Annotated in this window: 19 protein-coding genes and 1 tRNA gene; 7 read left to right on the top strand and 13 right to left on the bottom strand. The window is 65.7% G+C overall.

All coding sequences use genetic code 11. The features are described 5' to 3' along the window. Window positions 1-115 precede the first annotated feature (115 nt). The 7 genes from GQY20_RS32310 to GQY20_RS27200 all read right to left on the bottom strand — a co-directional run bounded on the left by GQY20_RS32310 (window position 116) and on the right by GQY20_RS27200 (window position 6,513). Window positions 116-358, bottom strand: a complete 243-nt coding sequence (locus GQY20_RS32310) for a hypothetical protein (RefSeq protein ID WP_198351232.1) — start codon at window positions 356-358, stop codon at window positions 116-118. Between the two features lie 384 nt (window positions 359-742). Then, window positions 743-818: transfer RNA gene (locus tag GQY20_RS27225), tRNA-Lys, on the bottom strand. Between the two features lie 76 nt (window positions 819-894). Continuing rightward, the gene (rodA, locus tag GQY20_RS27220) at window positions 895-2,001 is read right to left on the bottom strand and encodes a rod shape-determining protein RodA (protein ID WP_198351231.1); all 1,107 of its coding nucleotides are present in this window, start codon (window positions 1,999-2,001) and stop codon (window positions 895-897) included. Next, window positions 2,001-4,049, bottom strand: a complete 2,049-nt coding sequence (gene mrdA / locus GQY20_RS27215) for a penicillin-binding protein 2 (protein WP_157220315.1) — start codon at window positions 4,047-4,049, stop codon at window positions 2,001-2,003. Before mrdA ends, rodA begins: the two co-directional genes overlap by 1 nt. Window positions 4,050-4,053: 4 nt before the next feature. Next, entirely contained in the window at window positions 4,054-4,569 is a 516-nt protein-coding gene (locus tag GQY20_RS27210) for a rod shape-determining protein MreD (RefSeq protein ID WP_157220314.1), read from the bottom strand. After that, window positions 4,566-5,453: a rod shape-determining protein MreC gene (gene mreC / locus GQY20_RS27205; RefSeq protein WP_157220313.1), complete on the bottom strand. Its 888-nt coding sequence runs from the start codon at window positions 5,451-5,453 to the stop codon at window positions 4,566-4,568. The genes GQY20_RS27210 and mreC overlap by 4 nt, the downstream gene beginning before the upstream one ends. 19 nt (window positions 5,454-5,472) lie before the next feature. Then, window positions 5,473-6,513: a rod shape-determining protein gene (locus GQY20_RS27200; RefSeq protein ID WP_157220312.1), complete on the bottom strand. Its 1,041-nt coding sequence runs from the start codon at window positions 6,511-6,513 to the stop codon at window positions 5,473-5,475. Window positions 6,514-6,624: 111 nt separating this feature from the next. Between GQY20_RS27200 and mutL the strand changes: the two genes are divergently transcribed. The 3 genes from mutL (at window position 6,625) to GQY20_RS27185 (ending at window position 11,456) form a co-directional block, all read left to right on the top strand. Continuing rightward, a complete protein-coding gene (gene mutL, locus GQY20_RS27195) occupies window positions 6,625-8,418 on the top strand; it encodes a DNA mismatch repair endonuclease MutL (protein WP_157220311.1) in 1,794 nt (597 codons plus the stop codon). 307 nt (window positions 8,419-8,725) lie between these two features. Next, entirely contained in the window at window positions 8,726-9,892 is a 1,167-nt protein-coding gene (locus GQY20_RS27190; RefSeq protein WP_157220310.1) for a glycosyltransferase, read from the top strand. 10 nt (window positions 9,893-9,902) lie between these two features. Beyond that, complete coding sequence (locus GQY20_RS27185; protein ID WP_157220309.1) at window positions 9,903-11,456, top strand: hypothetical protein; 1,554 nt, start codon at window positions 9,903-9,905, stop codon at window positions 11,454-11,456. A gap of 58 nt (window positions 11,457-11,514) precedes the next feature. Here the strand turns inward: GQY20_RS27185 and GQY20_RS27180 are convergent, their stop codons facing one another. Together GQY20_RS27180 and GQY20_RS27175 are read right to left on the bottom strand one after the other, a co-directional pair. After that, window positions 11,515-12,129, bottom strand: a complete 615-nt coding sequence (locus tag GQY20_RS27180) for a murein L,D-transpeptidase catalytic domain-containing protein (protein WP_232476277.1) — start codon at window positions 12,127-12,129, stop codon at window positions 11,515-11,517. A gap of 152 nt (window positions 12,130-12,281) precedes the next feature. Then, window positions 12,282-12,731: an NUDIX domain-containing protein gene (locus GQY20_RS27175; RefSeq protein ID WP_157220307.1), complete on the bottom strand. Its 450-nt coding sequence runs from the start codon at window positions 12,729-12,731 to the stop codon at window positions 12,282-12,284. 224 nt (window positions 12,732-12,955) lie between these two features. On the opposite strand from GQY20_RS27175, the gene GQY20_RS27170 reads away from it, so the two are divergent. Further along, window positions 12,956-14,134 carry a glycoside hydrolase family 130 protein gene (locus GQY20_RS27170; RefSeq protein ID WP_157220306.1) on the top strand — a complete coding sequence of 393 codons (1,179 nt, stop codon included), beginning with the start codon at window positions 12,956-12,958 and terminating at the stop codon, window positions 14,132-14,134. Window positions 14,135-14,231: 97 nt separating this feature from the next. Here GQY20_RS27170 and GQY20_RS27165 read toward each other — a convergent pair whose 3' ends face one another. Then, complete coding sequence (locus GQY20_RS27165; protein ID WP_232476280.1) at window positions 14,232-15,443, bottom strand: MFS transporter; 1,212 nt, start codon at window positions 15,441-15,443, stop codon at window positions 14,232-14,234. A gap of 79 nt (window positions 15,444-15,522) precedes the next feature. Beyond that, entirely contained in the window at window positions 15,523-15,945 is a 423-nt protein-coding gene (locus tag GQY20_RS27160; RefSeq protein ID WP_157220304.1) for a MarR family winged helix-turn-helix transcriptional regulator, read from the bottom strand. Window positions 15,946-16,112: 167 nt separating this feature from the next. On the opposite strand from GQY20_RS27160, the gene ligA reads away from it, so the two are divergent. The 3 genes from ligA (at window position 16,113) to phhA (ending at window position 21,149) form a co-directional block, all read left to right on the top strand. After that, a complete protein-coding gene (gene ligA, locus GQY20_RS27155; protein WP_157220303.1) occupies window positions 16,113-18,233 on the top strand; it encodes an NAD-dependent DNA ligase LigA in 2,121 nt (706 codons plus the stop codon). Window positions 18,234-18,370: 137 nt separating this feature from the next. Further along, entirely contained in the window at window positions 18,371-20,251 is a 1,881-nt protein-coding gene (locus tag GQY20_RS27150; RefSeq protein WP_157220302.1) for a CHASE3 domain-containing protein, read from the top strand. Window positions 20,252-20,288: 37 nt separating this feature from the next. Continuing rightward, the gene (gene phhA, locus GQY20_RS27145) at window positions 20,289-21,149 is read left to right on the top strand and encodes a phenylalanine 4-monooxygenase (RefSeq protein WP_157220301.1); all 861 of its coding nucleotides are present in this window, start codon (window positions 20,289-20,291) and stop codon (window positions 21,147-21,149) included. A gap of 122 nt (window positions 21,150-21,271) precedes the next feature. Here phhA and GQY20_RS27140 read toward each other — a convergent pair whose 3' ends face one another. Both GQY20_RS27140 and GQY20_RS27135 read right to left on the bottom strand, forming a co-directional pair. Beyond that, window positions 21,272-22,237: a 50S ribosomal protein L11 methyltransferase gene (locus GQY20_RS27140; RefSeq protein WP_157220300.1), complete on the bottom strand. Its 966-nt coding sequence runs from the start codon at window positions 22,235-22,237 to the stop codon at window positions 21,272-21,274. Between the two features lie 126 nt (window positions 22,238-22,363). Further along, a complete protein-coding gene (locus GQY20_RS27135) occupies window positions 22,364-23,746 on the bottom strand; it encodes a methyl-accepting chemotaxis protein (RefSeq protein ID WP_157220299.1) in 1,383 nt (460 codons plus the stop codon). Window positions 23,747-23,878: the final 132 nt, after the last annotated feature.

Genomic DNA, 23,878 nt, shown 5'->3' with positions numbered 1-23,878 from the left:
TTCTCGCGACGCCTTATGGGATCGAACCGGACAACTCCTCGACCTCTTCCCCGCCCACGAATGTCAGAATTATATCCGCCATGCCGGATATGATCCCGTATGATCACAAAATGCTCTAGCGATGGATCGACAGCGCGCCGCCGGGAAGCGGCGTTTGCGCCCATTTAGGACCGCCGGTGATTGTGTCGAAGCTTAGCCGGTAGGCCTTGGCGGTGGTGATATGGCTGCGATCGATGCGCTTGGCCGCATGGCGACGATCGAGCATGGCGATACGAAGAATGGCGACGCCCTCCGCGTTCCGCTCAACGATCTCGCTCTCGGCGTGCTGGAACGGCAACGGGGCAAGCATGACACCCATGTGTTCACCTATCGGGGCACGCCGCTCCGCACGGCGAACATACGGGCCTGGCGCGCCGCTTTGAAGGCCTGCGGGATCACCGATTTCGCTGGCACGATCTGCGGCACACCTGGGCGAGCTGGCTCCGGCAGAGTGACGTGCCCACCTGGGTGCTTCAGGAGCTGGGGGGGGGGGGTGGAAATCGGAGACGATGGTGCGCCGTTACGCGCACATGTCGGCGAAACATCTCCAGCCCTATGCCGACCAGCTGATTTTTCCGGTCACAAACGCGGATTCCCGCAAAGGCCCGGAAAAGCTGGAAAGCTCAGGTCACAAAAATGGTCACAGTCAGAGCCGTCCGCGGCTCCATCTTGTGAAAAATGAATCGTAACCCACTGAAAAGATTGGTGGACGCACTAGGGCTCGAACCTAGGACCCGCTGATTAAGAGTCAGCTGCTCTACCAACTGAGCTATGCGTCCACACTGCAGAGGAAGCCGGGCTTCCCTTGCGAGGCGCGCCGGTTAGCATGGGGTTCCGGGGCTGTAAACAGCTTCTTCAACGATTATTTTTTTCCTGATTGTCGCGGTCGATCGACATGAGGATTCCCAGGCACATCAGCACGGTCATCATCGCCGATCCGCCGAAAGAAACCAGGGGCAGGGGTATGCCGACGACCGGCGCCAGGCCCATCACCATCATCAGGTTGATCGCCACATAGAAGAAGATCGTCGTCGAGAGTCCGGCGGCGGTCAGGCGGGCGAAGCGGCTGCGCGATTCGTGGGCGACGTTCATTCCCCAGCGGATCACCATCAGGAAGGCGAAGATCAGTCCGACGCCGCCGATCAGCCCCCATTCCTCGGCCATCGTTGCGAAGACGAAGTCGGTATGGCCTTCCGGCAGATAGTCCAGATGGCTCTGCGTACCCTGCAGGAAGCCCTTGCCGAACACGCCGCCCGATCCGATCGCGATCTTGGACTGGCTGATATGGTAGCCGGCGCCGAGCGGGTCGCTTTCCGGATCGAGGAAGATCAGCACGCGCTTGCGCTGATAGTCGTGCATCGTGTGGAAGGCGGCCCAGGCGAGGGGCACCAGGGCGACCAGCCCGCCGACATAGAGGCGCAGCGGCAGGCCGGCCAGAAAGGTGATGGTCAGGCCGCCTGCCACCACCATCAGCGCGGTGCCGAGATCCGGCTGGACCAGGATCAGCATCGCGGGCAGGCCGATCAGCAGCGCAGCCGGCCAGATCGCATTCCAGCGCCGTATCTCGCCAGCCGGCAATATGTCGTAGAAGCGGGCAAGGGCGAGGATGATCGCCAGCTTCATCATCTCGGAAGGCTGCAGGCGGATGATGCCGAGATCCAGCCATCGCTGGCTGCCCCCGCTGATCTTGCCGAGCAGCTCGACGCCGAGCAGCATCAGCAGCAATATAGTATAGGCCGGAAAGGCGATCGCCTTCCACTGCGCCTCGCGCACCCGCGACATCGCGATCGCCATGCCGATGAACAATATGAACCGGCTGCCCTGCGAGAATGCCCAGGGCCGAATGCTGCCTCCGGCCGCCGAATAGAGCACGACCAGGCCGAAGCTGCCGATCGCTATCACCGTGAAGAGCATCCGCCACGGCAGGCGTGCGAGCGGCGCAGGGACAATCGAACGCTGCATCAGTCGTCCACTTCCGGCGCGGGGGCTGGCTGTGCGGGCGCAGGAGCGGCGGGCTTGGCCGCGGCGGGCGCCGCCGCTGCCGGTGGAGGGGCAGCGGGGGCGGCCGCCGCGGTTGCGGTTGCGGTTGGCGCGGCAGGCGCGGCCTTGGCGGCTTTCCACTCCGCATATTGCCTTGTCATGCGCGCATTGACATCGCCGCCCCAGCCTTCTTCCAGCTTGGCGAGCGATTTCAGCGCCTGATCCTTGTCGTAGAGATAGGTGAGGATGTCCTTGGCGATCGGCGCGCCGATGCTGATGTGGCCACTATGCTCCAGCACGACGGAGCAGGCATAGCGCGGATTGTCGACGGGCGCGAAGCAGACGAACAGCGAATGATCGCGCAGGCGGAAGGGGAGGGCGGCATCGCCGAGCACGCCGCGCTTACGCTCCGCCATGGTGATCCGGCGGACCTGGGCAGTACCGGTCTTGCCGGCCAAGAGCACTCCCGGCACGTTCATCTTGGCACGGCCGCCGGTGCCGAGGCCGCTGTTCACCACGTCGCTCATCGCGCCGTGGACGGTCAGCAGATGGTCCTGCGGTATGCCGAGCAGCGGCGCCTCTTCATGGGGATGATCGAGCAGCAGGCGCGGCACGACCTTGCGTCCTGATGCGATCCGCGCGGCCATGACGGCCAGCTGCAGCGGGTTCGCCAGCACATAGCCCTGGCCGATGCTGGCGTTGATCGTGTCGTAGATCGACCAGTCCGTCTTATATTTGCGCTTCTTCCACTCGGCATCCGGCACGGTGCCGTAACGCTGCGACGCGACCGGCAATGGATATTCGGCACCGAGGCCGAGTTCGCGCATCATGTTGGCGATCGGCGCGATGCCGACCTGGCGGCTCATATGATAGAAATAGATGTCGCAGCTCTGGTAGATCGCCTTGCGCATGTTGACGGAGCCATGGCCGCGCCGGCTCCAGCAGTGGAATATGCCGTTGCCGACGCGATAGGATCCGGAGCACTGGACGGTATCCTCGGGCGTGACGCCGGCGCTGAGCAGCGCCAGCGCGTTCATCGGTTTCACCGTCGAGCCGGGCGGATAGAGGCCCTGCAGCGTCTTGTTGATCAGCGGGTGATGATCGTTGGTCGACAGCATCTCCCACTCCATGTGGCTGATGCCATCGGAGAAGCTGTTGGGATCATAGGCGGGCATCGATGCCATAGCGAGGATGTCGCCGGTCAGGCAGTCGAGCACGATTGCCGAGCCGGAATCGGTGCCGAGCCGGCGCGCGGCATAATCCTGCAAGCCGGCGTCGACGGTGAGGCGCAGCGTCTTGCCGACCACCTCGGGCCGGGTGGTGAGCTCGCGTACCAGCTTGCCGCGTGCGGTCACTTCCGTCCGCTTTGCGCCCGGCTGGCCCTTCAGCCGGTCCTCCATCGTCTTTTCGAGGCCTTCCTTGCCGACCTTGTAGCCGGGCGTGATCAGCACCGGATCGCGCGTGCGCTCATAATCCTTGGCGGACGGCGCGCCGACATAACCGACGAGATGGCCAACCGAGGCGCCCGTGGGATAATAGCGCGAATAGCCCTGTGCCGGCGCCACGCCCGGCAGTTCGGGCAGCCGCACCGAGATGGCGGCGTAATGCTCATAATCGAGGTCGTCGGCGACCTGCACGGGCTGGTAGCCGGCCGCCTTGGCGAGATCCTCGCGGATCCGGTCGATCTCGTCATCGGGCAAAGCGAGGATGGACTTGAGCGCAGCGATCACTCGATCCGCGTCGTGGAGCTGATCCGGGATCAGGTCGACGCGGAAATCGGTGCGATTGATCGCGATCGGCTTGCCGTAGCGATCGATGATCCAGCCGCGGCGCGGCGGGATGAGGACGAGCTGCACCCGGTTGCTCTCGGCGAGCGTGCGGTATTTGGCGTTTTCCGCGACGGAGAGCCAGGCCATGCGCGCGCCCAGTAGCGTCGCGACGCCGGCCTGGATGCCGCCGAGCAGCATCGCCCGGCGCGAGAAGCTGTAGGCCTGGGCGCTGTCGGTGATGATGCGGCCGCTGCGTTTCATCGTCCTAGCGCAGCCGCCAGCGATCGAGCGCCGCGCACAGCCGCTCGGCCAGCGGGAAACAGAAGATGGTCATCACGATCTGCGGCATCACGACCCATATTGTGCCCCCGCCGCCCTGAAATGCGGCGATCGCCCACCCGCCGGCAATGGCGAATGCGATCGAGACGGCGGCGAGGAGCCAATCCTGCCAATGATCGCGCCACAGGAAGCGGCTGTCCACCATGTCCAGCATCAGAAACAGCAAGGTCCACAATGTCATCGCGCTGCCGGGCGGCCGTCCGGTGAGCAGATCGTCGGCGAGGCCGAGCGGCAACGCCACCCAGACGCGCCACAGCTCCGGCCGCAGTAGCCGCCAGCCGAGCAGCATGAGCAGGCCGAAGGGCGGCAGCGAGGGCGACAGCGCCACATAGGGCAGCAGTGCCGTGACCGCCGAGCCCGCGACGGTCGAGGCGACCGGCACGATCCAGGCACGGGCAGGAAGGGCGACGATCGCCTCGTCGGGCGTGCGGATCGCGTTCATGGGGTTCGCGGCTGGGGAACGGGCTTGGAGAGCTTGACGGCAGGCACGTGCCAGATCGGCTGCACCATCGCAAAATCGAGGCGCGATGGATCGGCCAGCGGCCGGGCGATCGCAGTGTCGCGTCCGGTTGATATGACGACACCGACGGGGATGTTCGGCGGATAGATGCCGCCCGCGCCGGACGTGACGATCAGATCGCCGCGGCGGAAAGGCGTGGCGCCGGCGATCAGCGTCTTGAGCTCCAGTGCCCCGTCGCCGGTGCCGGTCGCCAGCGCGGCGATACCGGACCGCGCAAGGACGATCGGAGTCGTGCTGCTGCTGTCGGTGATCAACAGGACGTAGGAGAAGTTGAGGCCGACGCCGGTGACGCGGCCGATCAGTCCTTCGGCCCCGCGCACCGGCTGGCCTGAATGGACCCCCGAGGCGGAGCCGGCGGCAAGCGTCGCGAGCCGCTGGCTGTTGCTGCCGGTCGATCCGATGATGCGCGTGACGGCGATCGGCGCGGGCGGCGCGTCGGCGATGCGCAGCAATTGCTTGAGCCGGGCGTTCTCGCGCGCGATCGCGCGCGCCTGGATCAGCTTGGCGCGCGCCGTCTTGAGTTCCGCGGTCAGCGCCGCATTCTGCGAGCCGGCGCGGAAATAGGCGTAGACCGCGTCATTGGCCGACCGCACCGAACGGACCCCCGCACGGCCGGCGTCGGCCACGGGCGCGGTAATCTCCAGCACCGCGCCGCGCAGGATGGTGAAGCCCTTGGGATCGAACCGCGCCATGATGATCAGCGCGATCCCGCAGAGCACACCGGCCACGGCGATCACATAGCCGAGGAAAAGGCCATATTGGGCGCGCCGGGAAAATCCGAGACGCCGATGGGAAGGCGGCGCCATCGCCGGCTGGCCGCGCCTCTCAGGCGGTCTGCAGCACGCCGCGGAAGATCGGGTCTTCCAGCGCGCGGCCGGTGCCCAGTGCGACGCAGGTCAGGGGATCGTCGGCGACGGTGACGGGCAGGCCGGTCTCTTCCCGCAGCACTTCGTCGATATCCTTGAGCAGCGCGCCGCCACCGGTGAGCACGATGCCCTGGTCGACGATGTCGGCGGCGAGCTCGGGCGCGGTATTTTCCAGCGCGATGCGCACGCCCTCGACGATGGTGCCGACCGGCTCGGCCAGCGCCTCGGCGATCTGCGCCTGGTTGATCGTGATTTCCTTGGGCACGCCGTTGACGAGGTCGCGGCCCTTGATGTGCAACTCGAGGCCCTTGCCGTCGGCCGGCATCTTCGCCACGCCCACCTCATGCTTGATCCGCTCGGCCGTCGCTTCGCCGATGAGCAGATTGTGGTTGCGGCGGACATAGGAGCTGATCGCCTCGTCCATCTTGTCGCCGCCCACGCGAACGGACGTAGTGTACGCAAGGCCGCGCAGCGAGAGCACGGCTACCTCGGTCGTGCCGCCGCCGATGTCGACGACCATCGATCCGATCGGCTCGGTCACCGGCATGTCGGCGCCGATCGCGGCGGCCATAGGCTCCTCGATCAGGAACACCTGACTGGCCCCGGCATTGGACGCCGCGTCCCGAATGGCGCGCCGCTCGACGGAGGTGGAGCCCGAGGGGACGCAGATCACGATCTCCGGCCAGCGGGGGAAGCGGCGCTGTCCATGGACCTTCTGGATGAAATATTTGATCATCTGCTCGGCCACGTCGATGTCCGCGATCACGCCGTCACGCAGCGGACGGATCGCTTCGATCGAGTGCGGTGTCTTGCCCATCATCAGCTTGGCGTCGTCGCCGACGGCCTTCACCCGGCGGACGCCGTTGATCGTCTCGATCGCAACCACCGACGGCTCGTTGAGCACGATTCCGCGACCCCGCAGATAGACGAGCGTGTTGGCGGTGCCGAGGTCGATCGCCATGTCGTGCGACATGAATTTGAACAAGCGCGTGAACAACATCTGTAAACCCATATGGTCCCGAAGAGCCCGCGGCCTCCCCCTTCAGTGATAGAATCCTTAACGGATTTTGCTGGGTCGCAGGATGCCGCCGCTTGGGCTAGAGCTTGCCCCATGTCAATACGCCGTCTGCCCGAACATCTGGTCAATCGTATCGCGGCCGGCGAAGTGGTGGAAAGGCCGGCCAGCGCGCTGAAGGAGCTGGTCGAGAACGCCATCGATGCAGGGGCCACGCGCATCGCGATCGCGCTGGGGGACGGGGGCATCTCGCGCATCGAGGTGATCGACGACGGGTGCGGCATGACCCCGGCCGACATGGCCCTGTCGCTGGAACGGCATGCGACCTCGAAGCTGCCGGACGATGCCATCGAACTGGTCGAGACGCTCGGATTTCGCGGCGAGGCGCTGCCGTCCATAGCCAGCGTGGCGCGACTCACCATGGAAAGCCGGATACGAGGCGCCGACGGCTGGTCGCGTACGATCGACAATGGTCGACTGGAGGGCGAAGGACCGGCCGCGCTTCCGCCTGGCACGCGGATCCGGGTGGAAGGTCTGTTCGACAAGGTTCCTGCCCGTCGCAAGTTCCTGCGCTCGGAGCGGTCGGAATATGCCGCCTGTCTGGACATGGTGAAGCGGCTCGCCATGGCGAGGCCGGACATCGGCTTCACCGTCGAGCATGACGGGCGCCGGGCGCTCGCCGTCGCGCCGGGCGAAAGCAGGGCGGAACGGGTCGCTGCGCTCACCGACCGTGCGCTGGCGGAGAATAGCGTCGGGATCGACTATCAGCGCGGCGGCGTCCGGCTCGGTGGCGTCGCCGGCCTGCCCACCTTCAACCGCGGCATAGCCGACCATCAGTTCCTGTTCGTCAACGGTCGCCCGGTGCGCGATCGCTTGCTGGTGGGAGCGGTGCGGGGTGCCTATCAGGATCTGCTGGCGCGCGATCGCCACCCTGTGGTTGCGCTGTTCATCGATCTTCCCGGCACGGAGGTGGACGTCAACGTGCACCCGGCCAAAAGCGAGGTACGTTTCCGGGATTCGGGGCTGGTACGCGGGCTGATCGTTGGCGGATTGCGCGCCGCGCTCGATGAAGCCGGGCATCGCAGCGCTCAGCGTCCGTCCGTCGCCGCGCTGGGCAACTGGCAAGCCGAACGGCCGGCAGCGCCTGCGGCCGTCGGCGGTCCCGCCTTTCGCGCCTCTGCGCCGTCCGGTTCGAACTGGGCGCCGGCGCGGCCGAAAGGCGATCTGTTTCGCGATCAGCACCTTTCCTTCGACAGCGCGCCGGCCGCGCGCGCCGAACCGGCAACCGCTCCGATCCCCGAGGCGGTTCGCCATCCGCTCGGCGTCGCGCGCGGGCAGGTGGCGGCGACCTATATCGTCGCCGAAACCGAGGACGGGTTGATTCTGGTCGATCAGCATGCCGCCCATGAGCGGCTGGTGCTGGAACGGATGCGGCGCGCCTTGGCGGATGGCGGCGTCGCTCGCCAGGCACTACTGCTGCCCGAGGTGGTCGAACTGGACGAGCCGGCATGCGATCGGCTGGAGGCGCGCATTCCCGAATTGGCGGAGATGGGGCTTGAGCTGGAGCGTTTCGGGCCGCACGCCGTGCTGGTGCGCGCCACGCCCGCGTTGCTCGGTGCCGACGACGTCAAGGCGTTGGTGGTCGATCTGGCCGACGATCTGGCGGCGCACGATGCTGCGTTGTCGCTGCGCGAGCGGCTTGATCATGTCGCCGCGACGATGGCGTGCCACGGGTCGGTAAGGGCCGGGCGCATCCTCTCCGTCTCAGAGATGAACGCTCTGCTTCGGGAGATGGAAGTGACGCCCCATTCCGGTCAATGCAATCATGGCCGCCCGACCTGGGTGAAGCTGGCGAGCGCTGATATCGAGAAGCTCTTCGGAAGGAAGTGAGCCACGTGTCGCCAATTTTGGACGTTGCGCCGCAGAGGCGCAGCGCGCGCATTCGACGTGACGTTTTCGTTGCACGGTCCATCGACGCAATAATCTGGTGCGAGCGACCAGCCGCTGTCGGGCTGCGGCGAAATGCTTCTAAAGCCGATATGGCATTGATCCCACGGCATTTCGGCGCGTTGCATTCGCCTTGCAGCGCCGATATGCCCGGTGTCAAAGGGGATATCTATCGACATATGCTTGCAACATTCCCATTGAAAGGTCGCTTCAGCGGCAGCCTATTCGAGCCGCAATCCGAGGGTATTTGATGAGCAGCGCAGCGAGTCTGTTGGTAACCCCGTATGACCGCAAGGTTCGGCTCGATTCCTTCCCAGCCAGCGACATAGAATTGGCGGTCGTCATTCCGACCCTCAACGAGCGCGACAATATCGTGCCGCTGGTGGCCGCGCTCGATGCTGCATTGGCGAACATCAATGCCGAGTTGATCTTCGTCGACGACTGGTCGACCGACGGAACTCCCGAGGTGATCGCCGAGCTGGCCCGCCAGCGCAGCGACATCCGGCTGCTGCGTCGTTGCGGCCGCCGTGGCCTCGCTTCGGCTGCGATCGAAGGCATGCTCTCTACCACTGCCCCCGTCGTCGCGCTGATCGATGCGGACATGCAGCACGACGAAGGCATCCTGCCGGAGATGGTTGCAGCCGTATCCAGCGGCAAGCTCGATGTCGCCATCGGTTCGCGCTACCACAGCAGCGGTTCGTGTGGCACCTGGTCGCAAAAGCGGCTGAAGACGAGTCGCTTTGCCACCGTGCTCGCGCAGGCTGCGATCGGCAGCGACGTCGAGGATCCGCTCAGCGGCTTCTTCGTGATGCGCCAGGATCTGATCGTAGACGTCGCCCCGCGTCTCAAGGGACAGGGCTTCAAGATCCTCATGGACATATTGAGCTCCGCGCCGCGCCGCCTGCGTGTCGCCGAATTCCCTTATGTGTTCCGCACTCGCGTCGCCGGCCGCAGCAAATTGAGCCCGGGCGTCGCCGTCTCGTATCTTCGCCTGCTGGTGGCTGCCGGGCTCCGGCGGTTGCTCTCGGTCCGCCTCATCTCGTTCAGCATCGTCGGCAGCATCGGGCTCATCGTCAATCTCGCTTTGCTCCGGCTGCTGCTTCCTTCACTCGGCTTCGCGGCCGCCCAGGCGGTGGCGGTGGCGGTGGCGATCGGGTCAAACTTCCTGCTCAACAACGCCATCACCTATCGTGACTGCCGGTTGCGCGGCTGGCGCCTGTTCACCGGCGCGCTGAGTTTCTACGGCATTTGCGGGATGGGCGCATTCGCCAATGTCGGCGTCGGTTCGGTGGTCTTCTGGTCGGATCATCGCTGGTGGCTGGCCGGTGCGGCCGGGGCGCTGGTCGGGACGGGATGGAATTTCCTCGTTTCCTCGATCTTCACCTGGCGCCGGCCGCTGGCTTCGGCAGTGAGCTGACACCCATAAGATGACGATTACGCAAACGGGGTTTGGCGGGCCCGGCGAGGCCCGCGGAACAGTCTATGGCAATCGTGCCGGCATTGCGGCCGGACGGCGCGAATGGTGGATCGCAGCGGCCATTCTCGTTGCCGCGGCCTTTCTCATCCGCATGTGGCAGTTCGGCAATCCGCTGCTGCACGTGGATGAGGATTTCTATCTGCTCGTCGGCGATCGCATGCTCCACGGGGCATTGCCTTATGTCGACATCTGGGACCGCAAGCCGATCGGGCTGTTCCTGATCTACGCCGCCATTCGTGAACTCGGCGGTGCCGGCTTCGTCCAGTATCAGGTCGTCGCGACGCTCTTCGCCGCGGCGACGGCTATCATCATTGCGCGGATCGCGGCCCATATGACGACGCTGCCCGCGGCGGTCGTCACCGGCATTCTCTATCTTCTGCTGATTGGCCTCGCCGGCGGCATGGGAGGCCAGGCGCCGGTCTTCTACAATCCCCTGGTCGCCGCGGCCGCCCTCGTCGCGCTCGGCACCTTCTTGACCGAAGCGCCGAGCCGCGCGCGCATCCGCCGCGACGGGCTGATCACCATGGTGCTCGTCGGCCTGGCGATGCAGATCAAATATTCTGCGGTCTTCGAAGGCGTCTTTTTCGGCATCCTCTATCTTGTCATGGCGTGGCGCGCGCGCATCGGCATCGCGGCACTGCTGGTGGATGGGGCGCTGTGGATTGCGATGGCGCTGCTGCCGACGGCACTGGCGTTCGGCTATTACGCGTTGCGCGGGCAGGCCGATGCCTTCCTCTACGCCAATTTCTTCTCGATCAGCGCGCGCGGCGGGACGAGCTGGAAGGATCTCGGAAGCCGGCTCGGCGACACTTTTGCCGTGCTCGCTCTGCCGCTCGTAGGGGTGCTGCTTTCGGTCGTGCTCGAATCTTGGCGGAGTTTTCCTCAAGGCGTGCGTGCCTTCTGCTTCGTCATGATGTGGCTGGGCGCCGCCTTCTTCGGCTATTTCGCTTTCGGCACCTTCTTCGATCACTATGCGCTGCCACTGATGGCGCCGATCGCGGCAGCCTGCGGGCCGCTCTTCTTCGTCCGGCGAGGGTATATCGGCCGTATCGCGGCGACAGTCCTGCTGCTGGCGGGCGCAATCGCCTATTTCGGCTTCGCGCAGGCGGTGAAGAAAAGGCGCGGAACCCAGGCGTCGCTGGATGCGATGGTGGCCGCGATCCGGCCGCATCTGACCAACTGCCTCTATGTGTATGACGGCGAAACGATCCTCTATTATGTCGTCCCGTCCTGCTATCCGAGCCGCTATGCCTTCGCGCCGCATCTCAACCTGACGCGGGAAGCGGGCGCGATCGGCGTCGATCCTCTGGCGGAGATCCGACGCATCATGCGGGGACGGCCGTCCGTCGTTGTCGACACCCGGTCCGAGAAGGAAAAATATGAGAACCCCGTCGCCAATGCGCTGATGCGCGGCTATCTGGCGCGGAACTATCATCTCGTCGGCCAGGTGCCGCGCAGGCGCACGGTGACGATGATCTACGCGATCAACAAGCCTGCCAGATAGGGTGGCGGCCCTGCGAAGCAGGTCTCCGGGAGCATGGCGCTCCCGGCCGCCCCAAAGCTCAGAGCTTGGCCGAGATCAGCAGGCGGTTCGGGCCGAGCCGCTGCAGCACCTGCACCAGATCGGCTTCCGAAACCGCGAAGCAGCCTTCGCTGCGGCCGATCTTGCCGCGATCCCGTGCCATGTCGCGGCTGACATACCAGGCGCCGTGGACGACGATCGCCCGCGCCTCGGCATTGTTGTTGCTGGGATCCATCCCGATCAGCCGCATCGAGCGGCCATGGGCGCCGACATAATAGCCCGACGTGCGGAAGGCGCCCTGACAGCTCGCCAGCGATCCGATGCCGTTCGAGAAATTATGCACCCAGCCGCTATGCTCCGGATCCGAACCGCGGCCGTGCGCGACGAGGAAGCTGCTGACCGTGCCGCCTTCCATGTCGAGCAGATGGAAGCGCGGCTGATCCGAAGTGCGCGAAAAGTCAGCGATCCCCACTATGTCGCGCTGTGGAATGGAGGCGCCGACCCGGCTCAGTTCCATTGCGGCCCGCCGGAACAGCGCGGCGCTGCTGAACAATTCGGTGCTGCCGAGACCTTCGGCGAAGGCTGATGGAGCGAAGGCCACCGCGGCACCTGCAACAGCCGCGGAGCGCAGGAAGGAGCGACGTGTCGTGATCAATGCGAACCCGTTTCCTATGGCATGGAATATGCTGTGATTGGATCCATATAGGCTGAATTCCGCGCAATCGGCATTAACCTCCCCAGCGATCGAGCGCATCTTATGCTCATTTTGCGGTCAGCCGGCCTGTGGATAAGTTGAATCGATCTGAATCATGGAACAAGTTTCAAGGCGGCAAGCACGCGTTCGCGCACAATGGTTGGCATTCCTGCGGGGAGCGCGTCCAAAGCGTAGCTGCGGACCTCGGCAATTTCCAAAGAGCGGCGTGGTGCGAATCGTACGTCGCGTACGATGAACCAGGAGACGGTGTCGCGCTTGTGGTGCTGCAGCACGAAATAGTCCTGCAGGAAACGGACCTCGCCATGCGCGATCATGCCTATTTCCTCGCGTAACTCCCGCAGCGCCGCGGCTTGCGCATCTTCGGATCGCCTGCGGCCGCCGCCGGGACAATACCAGCCGGGCAGATAGCTGTGGCGGACGAGCACGATCTCTCCAGCAGGCGTCAGCGCGATCGCGCGCACGCCGAAAGTTCGCGGCCGCCGCAAGAACCACCAGAGGCGGGCGGCACGATGGGCGAGGGGCAGGATCAGGCGTAGCGGCATGGCAAACCCTCTTGCCAGGGTTCGATGAGTCGATCCCCGTCGAACCCGGTGTCAGCCCGTTCGACGCTCGAGCGAATCGGCCCCGATGCATCACGAACTGAGTGGACCGCATATCAGGCCATGCTGCCGGCCGGAGCGGTTATCCTGTCGCGCGTGCGATCGCCCGCGGAACATCCGGCCCGGCCTCGCGTCCTTGCCGAAACGACAGCACAGGACGCCTTCGCATGGCCGATCTTCCTCATCCACAGGGCGGCGCAGCGGTGCGCTACGCGACCGATCGGCTCGTGCTGGTTCCCGACGACATCGATCTTAGGCGATCGCCGCTGGCCGGCCATCTCGATGCCGAAACCTACGTCCTGGGCGCGTTCAACCCCGGTCTGACACGGCTTGCCAATGGCAATCTGCTGATCATGGTGCGCGTTGCCGAGGCGCTGCGCGAACCGATCCGGGGCGGCCACGTTCATTCCATCCGCTGGACGGATGACGATGCGGCGGACGAGAGCGCCGGCCGCTATGTGCTTGACGCCTGGCCGCTGGAGCAAGTGGACACCGCCGATCCGCGCAAGTTCATGCTTCGCGGCGGTGGCTGGAAGGTCATGGCGCTGACGTCGCTCTCCTGGCTGCTGCCGGTCGAGCTCTCGCCCGACGGGCTTGCGGTGGTGACGATGCACTATGATCGCGCGATCGCTCCGCGCTACGGTTTCCAATGCTATGGCGTCGAGGATGCGCGGATCAGCAGGGTCGGCGAGCGTTATTGGATGACGACCTGCTCGGTGAGCCCGGAACGGCATTCGACCACGCTCTACAGCTCAACGGACGGGCTCGATTGGCGGTTCGAGGCGATCGTGCTGGATCACCAGAATAAGGATATGCTGATCTTCGAAGGGTTGATCGACGGCCAATATTGGGCCCAGACCCGGCCGCTCGGCGATCTCTATTTCGCGTATCCGCCCGGCAGCGAATGGCGGGCCGGGCCGTCGATCAATCTTGCGACCTCACCCGATGCACTGCACTGGAGGCCGTATGCGAAGCCAGGTATCCGGCCCCATGCTAACACGCTGGCCACCGCACGCATGGGTGGCGGAGCGCCGCCGATCCTGACCGAGCGCGGCTGGCTCAGCCTGTGGCACGGGGTGGAACCCAAGGAGATCGTCGGCGTCTATCGCACCTACTGGTCGATCCTTGATCGGGACGATCCCAGCTGTGTCCTGCACAGCCGCCATCAGCCGCTGCTGGAAGCGAATCCGGAGCTGACGCGGCCGATAGAGCATCAACTCTACATACGCGACGTGGTGTTCACCACCGGCATTGCGGATGGTGGCGATCATTATGTGGTGGCCTCGGGCGAGGCTGACCTCGCCTGCCGGATCACCCATGTTCCGAAGGACAGGTTCGCCGTCTAGATCATCGTGCGGAAAGCGGGAAGCGGTTTTCCGCAGAAACGATGCAACGGCAAAGGCTTAGAGCAAGCCGGGCGATTCACATATCACCTGGCTTGCCTCAAGGATGTGCGATCGCCGGCCCAGCTTGCCGACTCTGCATTGCCAGGATGAAGAGCGCCGCCAGCACCCCGAACCCCCCCGCGATCACGAACGCAGGCAGGTAGCTGCCGGTCGCTTCGCGGATCAGGCCGGCACCAAAGGCCGCTGCAGCGGCACCGAGCTGGTGCCCTACCGCGATCCAGCCGAAAACGATCGGGGCATCGCGCTCGCCGAAATGGAGATTGGCGAGCTTCACGGTCGGCGGAACCGTGGCGATCCAGTCGAGCCCGTAGAAAATGGCGAAGACGGTAAGGCTGGCGGTGCCGAAATCCAGGAAGGGCAGGGCGATCAGCGAGAGGCCGCGGAGACCGTAATAGACGAACAGCAAGCGCCGCGGATCGTAGCGGTCGGTCAGCCAGCCGGACGCGGTGGTGCCGACCAGATCGAAGAGTCCCATCAGTGAGAGCAGCCCCGCCGCCTTCACCGGCGCGATGCCGTGATCGCCGCAAAAGGCGATGAGGTGCGTGCCGACGAGGCCGTTGGTGGTGAGGCCGCAGACGAAGAAGGTACCGAACAGCAGCCAGAACATCGGCTTGCGCGCGGCTCGGACCAGCGCGGCGATGGCCAGCGAGGCGGTCGCCGCCTGCTTCATCGGCGAGCCCGGGGCATTGCCGCCGATCTCGCCGTGCCGGCTGGTGCCGACATCGCCCGGATGTTCGGGCACGCAGAAGGCGACGAAGGGGATGAGCGCCAGGCAGGCGAGGCTGACGGTCAGCACCACCGGCTTCCATGCGCCGCCCTGCGACAGCCAGGCGAGGAATGGCAGGAAGATGAGCGCGCCGGTCGCCGTGCTTGCGCTCAGCATGCCCATCACCAGGCCTTGCCGGGTTGCGAACCAGCGATTGACCACCGCGGCGCCGAGCACGGAGGCCACCGCACCCGAGCCGATGCCGGAGAGCACGCCCCAGCTCAGCAGATAGTGCCAGGGCTGCGTCATCCACAGGCTGGCGAAGGTGGAGGCAGCCATCAGCCCGAGACCGGCGAGCATGGTGCGGCGGATGCCGATCGACTGCATCAGCGCCGCCGCGAACGGGCCGACAAGCCCGTAGAGGAAGATGCCGAGCGCTGCGGTGAAGGAGATGGTCGCGCGGTCCCAGCCGAAATGCAGCTCCAGCGGCACCATGATCACGCCCGTTGTCGAGCGCAGTCCGGCGGAAACGAGCAATGCCATGAAGGTGACCGCGACGACCGCCCAGGCATAGGCGTGCGCAGGCAGCGGGATCACCCGCGCGCGGCGTTTGGCGCTCGGCTCAGCGGGCTGCATCGGTAACCTCCGTCAGCAGCGCCTGCAGCGCCTCCCAGCGGGACATGCCGAGCCGCTCGATCACCATTTGCTGCACGCTTTCCCAAGCCTTCGTAGCGTTCTCCATCACCGCCATGCCCTCCGGCGTGACCGCCGCCGATTTGGCCCGCCCGGCCTGCGGCGCGATCGCGATCCAGCCCTCGCGGGTCAGCGGCTCGAGCGCGCGATAGAGCGAGGTGCGGTCCATCACCATCGCTTCGGCGAGTCGACTCAGTGGCATCTCGCCGTTGCGGGCGAGGTTGCGGATCAGGGCGAATTGCGCGGTGGTGAGCTGAGTGCCGGCCAGCGCCTCGTCATAGCAGCGGGAGACCGCGCGTGACGCCTTCTTCAACGCGGTGCAAACACAGGAGGCTGTGGGAAAAGGGATCATATATGATGCATATGCATCATGCTGCGGCGCGTCAACGCGCCTTCCATATCCCTCCCTCAAGGGGAATGAATGGGTTCGAACCGGCAATCCTTTCTCCAATGCCGACGCTCAGGGGAATGCAGTGCGCACGGCTTGTCGCATCCCGATCGATCCCGTAGCGATGCGCCATGGCCACGTTCGCAAGCCCCGCAGAAGAGCTGGAATGGCTCGCCGCCGAGATCGCCCGGCACAACCGCCTCTATCATGACCAGGATGCGCCGGAGATTTCCGACGCTGACTATGATGCGCTCATGCGGCGCAATTCCGAGCTCGAGGCGGCACATCCCGATCTGGTGCGGCCGGATTCGCCGAGCCGGACGGTCGGCGCGACCAGCACGTCGCCGCTCGCCAAAGTTGCTCATGCGCGTGCGATGCTCAGTCTCGACAATGCCTTTTCGGACGAGGACGTCGCCGATTTCGTCGATCGCGTTCGGCGTTTCCTGCGATTGGGCGATGAGGAGCCGGTGGTGATGACCGCCGAACCCAAGATCGACGGCCTGTCATGCTCGCTGCGTTACGAGAAGGGACGGCTCGTGCTCGCGGCGACGCGCGGCGACGGTACGACCGGTGAGGACGTGACACCCAATGTCCGCACCATCGGCGATATTCCGCACCAGCTGCCTGGCGAGGCGCCCGATGTGTTCGAGGTTCGCGGCGAGGTCTATATGGCCAAGGCCGATTTCGCCGCGCTCAACATGCGGCTGCTCGAGGAAGCGCGCGCTGCCGGCGACGAAAGCAGGGCGCGGCAGTTCGCCAATCCGCGCAATGCCGCGGCCGGATCGCTGCGCCAGAAGGATGCGTCGGTCACTGCGTCGCGGCCGTTGCGGTTCCTCGCCCACGGCTGGGGAGAGGCGTCGGCGGTACCCGGCGAGACGCAATATGACGTGATGCGTGCGATCGCCGCCTGGGGGCTGCCGGTCTCGGACGATTTCGTCCGCTGCGACGGTATCGAAGCCATGCTGGCCCATTATCGCCGCATCGAGGCCAAGCGCTCCGGCCTGCCGTTCGACATCGACGGCGTCGTCTACAAGGTCGACCGGCTGGACTGGCAGCAGCGGCTGGGTTTCGTCGCGCGCGCGCCGCGCTGGGCGATGGCGCATAAATTCCCGGCGGAGAAGGCGCAGACCACGCTGCACGCGATAGACATCCAGGTCGGCCGCACCGGTAAGCTCACCCCCGTCGCGCGGCTCGAGCCGGTGACGGTGGGCGGCGTCGTCGTCACCAATGCGACGCTGCACAATGCCGACGAGATCGGACGTCTGAACGTGTGGCCGGGCGACCGCGTCGTCGTGCAGCGCGCTGGCGATGTGATCCCGCAGATCGTCGAGAATCTGTCGCGCGATGAGACGCGGGGGACCTGGCCCTTCCCGGAGGTCTGCCCGGAATGCGGCTCGGCCGCCGAGCGCGAGCCCGGCGAAGTCGATTATCGCTGCACCGGCGGGCTGATCTGTCCGGCCCAGCGCGTCGAGCGGCTGCGCCATTTCGCCTCGCGTCACGCCCTCGATATCGAGGGGCTGGGGATCGTTCATATCGAGAGCTTCTTCAAGGACGGCCTGATCCAGGCGCCTGCCGACATCTACCGCCTGACCAAGGAGACGCTGCTCACGCGCGAGCGCTGGGCGGAGGTTTCTGCGGCGAATCTGATCGCGGCGATCGACGCCAAGCGCAATCCGCCGCTCGACCGTTTCCTGTTCGCGCTCGGCATCCGCCATGTCGGCGAGGTCACCGCACGCGATCTCGCCCGGCGCTACCGGAGCTGGGCGGAGCTTCGCGCGATGGTGGACCGCGCCATCGCGGCGCGCGACGCACTCGTCCAGGCAGTCGGCGAGACGGACGAGAAGTTTCTCGCGCGCCAGGCCAAGGAGCTCGCGGCCATCGCCGAGACGCCGGGCGTGGGGCCGGAAGTGGCACTCGCGCTGATCGATTTCTTCGCCGAGCCGCACAATGCCGAAGCGGTGGCGGCGCTGCTCGATCAGGTCTCGCCGGCGGACGTGGTGCACGAAACCCGCGCATCGGAGGTATCGGGCAAGACGGTGGTTTTCACCGGCAGCCTGGAGACGCTGTCGCGTGATGAGGCGAAGGCTCAGGCCGAAGCGCTCGGCGCGAAGGTCGCGGGATCCGTTTCCGCCAAGACCGATCTTGTCGTGGCTGGGCCGGGCGCGGGCTCGAAGCTCAAGAAGGCGAGCGACCTCGGCATCCGTGTGGTCGACGAAGCCGGCTGGGCGGACATCGTAAAGGCGGCAGGATAGCGGTCGGCACCCGCTGCGGGCCTCGTGTTCGTTGCATTGCAGGATAGTTAGGAAGTATCTTTGCGGGCAGGATAAATTGACGCGCACGCAACCATTTCTCTTGCGTCGCATCATCAATCCGGCGAGAGGTCGCCGCGATGGCGACGATCCGCACGCCTCAGACGCTGCCGCTCTTCCCGCTTGCCGGGCTGAGCCTCATCGTGCTCGCCGTCATCGGGGCCTTCTACCTGGTCTTCACCCAGACGCGCACCAACCAGTGGGCGGTTCATTCAATCAAGGTGGAAGTCGAGATCACCCAGGTCGAACTCGACGTACGCACGATCGAGTCGGCGCACCGCGGTTTCCTGCTGGAAGGCGACACGCGCTATCTGGTTGAGATGGAACGGGCGATCGACGCGCTGGACGCCAAGGTCGCCGATCTGCGCCGCAGCACCGTCGATAATCCGCTGCAGCGGACGAACGTGGAACGGCTGGCGCCGATCATCGCGCGCAAGATCGCCTTCGCCCGCAATTCGACCCAGCTCTATCAGAAAGGCGACAAAGCCGGCGCGCTGGCAATGATCGCAAGCGGCGAGGGGCGCTCGATCATGAGCGCCGTGCAAGCTGAAATGGGAAGGATGCTGACCGAGGAGGAGCGGTTGTTCGAAGATCGCTCAGCCGTGCAGCAGAGGATCACCCGGCTGCTCGCCTATGGTTTCGTCGCGGCGATTCTGCTGGTCGCTACGGTCGCCTGGTACACGATCGGCGATGCACGGCGCCGTTTCGATGCGGCGGAGGAGGCGCGAGCACTTGCGGATGCCACCGCGGAGGCGCTGCGTTCCGAGATGAGCGCGCGCGAAGAGGCCGAAAGCCGGGTCCGTCAGCTTCAGAAGATGGAGTCGGTTGGGCAGCTGACCGGCGGCATCGCGCACGATTTCAACAATATGCTGGCGATCGTCATCGGCAGCCTGGATCTCGCCCGGCGGCGGCTTGCGGAAGGGCCGGAGCGAGTCGGTCGCCTGCTCGACAATGCCCATGAAGGTGCCGAGCGCGCCGCGGCGCTGACCGCGCGGCTGCTCGCCTTTTCCCGCCAGCAGCCGCTGGCGCCGGTGCCGATCGATGCCAATCGCCTCGTTGCCAGCATGTCCGAGCTTTTGCAGCGGACGCTGGGCGAACAGATCGTGATCGAGACGGTGCTCGCGGGTGGCTTGTGGCAGAGCTATGCGGACAGCAGCCAGCTCGAAAGCGCCATCGTCAATCTTGCGGTCAATGCGCGCGATGCAATGCCGGAGGGCGGCAGGCTGACCATCGAGACGCAGAACGCCTATCTCGACGACGAATATGCGCGCTCGCGTGCCGAGGTGAAGCCCGGCCAATATGTGCTGATCTCCGTGACAGACACCGGCACCGGCATGTCGGCCGAAGTGATCGAGCGCGCCTTCGATCCGTTCTTTACCACCAAGAGCGTGGGCAAGGGCACGGGCCTCGGGCTCAGCCAGATCTTCGGCTTCGTCAAGCAGTCGGGTGGTCATGTGGCCATCTATTCGGAGCTCGGCCACGGCACGACCGTGAAGATCTACATGCCGCGCTATACGGGCCCGGCGCTGCAGGACATGCAGCCGCCGCTGGGCGCCGAGCTGCCGATGGGATCGCCGGACGAGATCATTCTGGTCGTCGAGGACGAGCAGCGGGTGCGGCATTTCTCCGTCGATGCGCTGCGCGAACTCGGCTACACGGCGATCTCCGCGCCTTCGCCGATCGAAGCGCTGCGCATGCTGGATACGCAGCCCAGCATCGCGCTGCTCTTCACCGATATCGTGATGCCGGAGATGGACGGGCGGCGGCTCGCCGATCGGGCGCGCGAGATGCGGCCGAACCTGAAGGTGCTCTACACCACCGGCTATACGCGCAACGCCGTGGTCCATAACGGCATGCTCGATGCCGGCGTCGCCTTCCTGCCCAAGCCGTTCACCGTCACCCAGCTCGCGCACAAGGTCCGTGACGTGCTCGACGGCGGCGGAGCGAACCGCCCGGCCTGACCTGCCCAAATCGCGCCGGCGATGCTATAGGGCGGACATGACATCGCATATTCTCGACAAGCCGCCCCAAGGTGCGGCCGAGGATTGGACCGTGCCGCAGCATTGGTCGCGCTACACGGCGGACGATCATGCCATCTGGGATATGCTGTTCGCCCGCCAGCTCGCGCTGCTGCCGGGGCGTGCGTCTCAAAGCTATTTGCGCGGTCTCGACCTGCTGCGTCTTTCGAAGCCGGGCATTCCCGATTTCACCGAGCTGTCGGACCGGTTGATGGCGACGACCGGCTGGCAGGTGGTCGCCGTGCCGGGCCTCGTGCCGGATGCCGTCTTCTTCGATCATCTCGCCCATCGCCGCTTCGTCGCCGGCAATTTCATCCGCACGCGCGCCCAGCTCGATTATCTGCAGGAACCGGACGTGTTCCACGACATATTCGGTCATGTCCCGATGCTCGCCGATCCGGTGTTCGCCGACTATCTCCAGGCCTATGGCAAGGGCGGGCTGCGCTCGCTGGAATATGGCGCGCTCGGCCGGCTGGCGCGGCTCTACTGGTACACGGTGGAGTTCGGGCTGGTGCAGGAGGAGGGGGCTCTGCGCATCTACGGCTCGGGCATCGTCTCCAGCCATGGCGAGACCCGTTTCGCGCTCGACGATCCGAGCCCGAACCGCATCGGCTTCGATCTGATGCGAGTAATGCGTACGCGCTACCGGATCGACGATTATCAACAGAGCTATTTCGTGATTCCAGACTTCGCGACGCTGCTGCGCGCGACGGAGGAGACCGATTTCGCGCCGCTCTATGCCGAGATGGCGCATCTGCCCGACATCCGGCCGGACGAGATCGTCGCAGGCGACCGCGTGCTCAGCCGCGGCACCCAGGCGCATGCGCTGAGCCGCGCCTGATCGGCGCGGGACAATGCCGGTTGGAGCAAGCTGGGCGATATGTGAATCGCCAAGCTTGCTCTAAGCCTTTGCCGTCGCATCGTTTCGGTGGAAAACCGGTCCCCACTTTTCCGCACGATGCTCTAGACGTTCCGCTTGACGAGCCGGAGCGTCGGCCAGTCGCCGCGCTGGATGCGGCCGGCGAGGCGCATATGGTGGCGGCGATAGGCCTGGGCGACGCGCTCGGCCTGGTGATCCAGCAGGCCGGCGAGGATCAGCGATCCGCCAGGCAGTAGCGCCGCGGAAAAGACGGGGGCGAGCTCGATCAGCGGCCCGGCCAGGATATTGGCGATGATCAGGTCATAGGGCGCGCGAGCGCGCAGCCGGCCATGGGACAGGCCGGGCGCAGTGACCAGCTCGATCCGGCCGGGCGCCCGGCCGGTCGGCACGCCGTTGAGCGCGGCATTCTCCGTCGTGACCGCGATCGCCACCGGATCGATGTCCGATGCGATAACCCGCGCCGTCGGCCAGAGCGCGCGCGCAGCGAAGGCGAGCAGCCCAGTGCCGGTGCCTACGTCGGCGATGTCGGCGAAGCGGTGACCCTGGCGCTTGAGCTGGTCGATCATCAGCAGGCAGCCGGTGGTGGTTTCATGATGGCCGGTGCCAAAAGCGCGGCCCGCATCGATCGAGAAGGCGATCGCGCCATCGGGAATCTCCCCGGCGCGCGAAGGAATATGTACGTAGAAGCGTCCGGCGTGGATCGGTTCGAGGCCGACTTGGGACAGGGTGACCCAATCTTCCTCGGGAATATGTTCCAGCACCGGCTCGATCCCGGCGGCGCTCGGCACGAGGGCCCGGACCTCGGCAATCGTCGCGTCATCCGGCCGTTCTTCGAAATAGGCGTCGAGACGCCAGGCGTCGGGTGCCGCCGGATCGGGTTCGCTGGTCATCAGCACCGGCGTAGGGTCCAGCATGGCGAGCGGCTCGATCTCCTCTGCGATGGCCTCGGCCTCGGCCTTGGTGCAGGGCAGGGTGAGTTTCCAGCTTCCGTCGCGCGGGCTGTTGATCGGGAAGCCGGACAGTATCTCGCCGGTTGGTTCCTTCGCCATGACTCGCTCCCTTCCGCAAGCCGCGCGATTAGGCGGCGCAGCGCGCGAGGGGAAGGGGGATCCGGCAGCCGAGCGTTCAGTTGCGGTTTCTTCGGTGCCGGGGGCGGTGGTGATCGAGGCGGATTCTCAGCGTGCGATCCGGTCGACAAATTCCCCGGTGGTCGTCTCCAGCCGGGCGAGCTGCGAGTCGACCGCCTTGAAGCCGATTTCGAGCTGATCGATGCCGGCGGCGACATTCTCGGTATCGGCACGGATGGCGGCGATGGTGGTCGACATCGAATCGGCCGCCAGCGCGGTCTCGTCCACCGCCGCGGTGATCATCGTGACCGTCTGCGCCTGGGTCTCCATCGCCTCGCGAATGCGCTGCGCGGACAGCTGCACTTCGCCGACGATCGTCTGGATCGAGCCATTGGCCTCCACCGTCTGGCGGGTGGCGGACTGGATGGCGGAAATTTTGGCGGCGATATCGTCTGTGGCGCGGGCGGTCTGGCTGGCGAGGCTCTTCACTTCCTGCGCGACGACCGCGAAGCCGCGCCCGGCATCGCCGGCGCGCGCTGCTTCGATCGTGGCGTTCAGCGCCAGCAGATTGGTCTGCCCGGCTATGTCGCGAATCAGGCCGAGGATCGACTCGATCGCCTTGGCATGGTCGGACAGGGCACCCGAAAGGGCCACGGCCTGAGTGGATTGGTCCGCCGCGCGGGTGGCGACTCCGGCCGCGACTTCTACCTCGCCGCGCGCCAGCTCGATCGCGCGGATGAGGCCGGCGGCCGTCTGCGCGGCCTCGCGCATCGCGATCGCGGATTGCTCGGCCGCGGCCGCGACCTCGGAGGCCTTGCCCAGCATGCCACGGGCGAAGGCGGAGGCTTCGGTGGCCTTGCCGCGCACCTGCGTCGAGTCGCCGAGAGCGCCCTGCAGCGCGTGCACCACCTCGTCCCGGAAGCGCTCGCTATGGGCGTTGCGCGCATGGGCGTCGGCATCGCGATCGAGCTTGCCCATCTGGTAGACCGACAATTCCAGTTCGAACAGCGTCAGCCGGTGCAGCGCGGCGATGGCGCGTGCGACGAAGTCCGGCTCGTTCGCGAAGCTGGCGCGAACATGGGCGGTCAGGAGCGTCAGCAGGCCGGAAAGCCCGTCTGCTACCTGTACGGGCGCATTGCCCAGGGCGCCGATCGATCTGCTCCTGGCGGCGCGCGAGAGCACCCATGTGCGATCGATCGGCGCGCAATATTTGTCTTCCAGGGCGGCGACGCCCTCTTCCACCATAAGCCGGATCTGCTCATATCGGGCGCCCGACAGGCGCGCCCGCGCACTTTCCAGCCAATAGTCACGCGCAATGCGCTGGATGTCCGGTCCCGCACGGCGCCATAGTTCGCACCGGTCCCGCACCAGCGCCTCGTCCCGATTGTAGGTCTCGACCCGCTGGGCGACGTCCTCTTCGGACAGCAGGCTCTCGATGGCGGGCTCGGGCGTGATGGTGACGATCGGGGAAAGGGCGGTCTCAAATGCCATGGTGCGTCCTCTAGGCCGGGCTGCCCCTTTCCTATCGGCAGGTTAGTTAAAGGGGCGTTATCCCTGGGGTGCTTCGCGGCTCATCTATTTCGCCGATGCGGAATCCGAAGGTTGCAACATGCTGCACTTTGC

Source organism: Flavisphingomonas formosensis, from assembly GCF_009755815.1.
GTDB classification, from domain to species: Bacteria; Pseudomonadota; Alphaproteobacteria; order Sphingomonadales; family Sphingomonadaceae; genus Flavisphingomonas; species Flavisphingomonas formosensis.
The sequence above is the reverse complement of the archived record's forward strand: the minus strand, read 5'-3'. Positions and strand labels throughout refer to the sequence as shown.